We start from the raw sequence: 815 nt of genomic DNA on the forward strand, positions 1-815 counted from the left end.
GTCTACACCCTTGACTGGTACAGACCAACGCGGTTGAGTGTGCCTCCATCACCCCCCACCACGGCCGCCCCCACGCCGTGACCGGTCCGGCCGGCACGTGCGCCAAGGCTCTGCTTCGCCCTGCCTTGCCGGGTGCGGCCGTGCTCCGCAAAGGAGTTGAGCCCATGTCGAGACGCCGTCTGTCCGCCGTCCTGGTCACCTTCGCCCTCGCGGGCACCGCCCCGGTGCTGCTGCCCGCCTCGAACGCCTCAGCCGCCGCGTGCTCCAGTTATCCGAACTGGGTGGCGGGCAGGTCGTACGCGGCCGGCGACATCGTCCGCTACACCGACGGCAAGGCGTACATCGCCGAGCACGCCAACCCGGGCTACGACCCGGTCATCAGCACCTGGTACTGGGAGCCCTACGCGTGCGACAGCGGTCCGGGCACGCCCAACGCGCGCTTCGTCGTCACCGAGGCGCAGTTCAATCAGATGTTCCCGAACCGGAACCCCTTCTACACGTACAGCGGTCTCACCGCGGCTCTGAGCGCCTACCCCGGCTTCGCCAGCACCGGCAGCGACACGGTGAAGAAGCAGGAGGCCGCCGCCTTCCTCGCCAACGTCAGCCACGAGACCGGTGGCCTGGTGCACGTGGTCGAGCAGAACACCGCCAACTACCCGCACTACTGCGACTGGAGCCGGCCCTACGGCTGTCCGGCCGGCCAGGCCGCCTACTACGGGCGCGGCCCGATCCAGCTGAGCTGGAACTTCAACTACAAGGCCGCGGGTGACGCGCTCGGCATCGATCTGCTGAACAATCCCTGGCTGGTGCAGAAC

General features: G+C 68.5%; 1 protein-coding gene. It reads left to right on the forward strand.

Features of this window, described 5'->3' with window-relative positions:
- Positions 1-164: 164 nt before the first annotated feature.
- On the forward strand, positions 165-815 hold a 651-nt coding region (locus IF47_RS0126690; protein ID WP_037733436.1), incomplete at its 3' end, for a glycoside hydrolase family 19 protein.

It is taken from the genome of Streptomyces megasporus (assembly GCF_000718985.1).
In the GTDB taxonomy this organism is placed as follows: Bacteria; Actinomycetota; Actinomycetes; order Streptomycetales; family Streptomycetaceae; genus Streptomyces; species Streptomyces megasporus.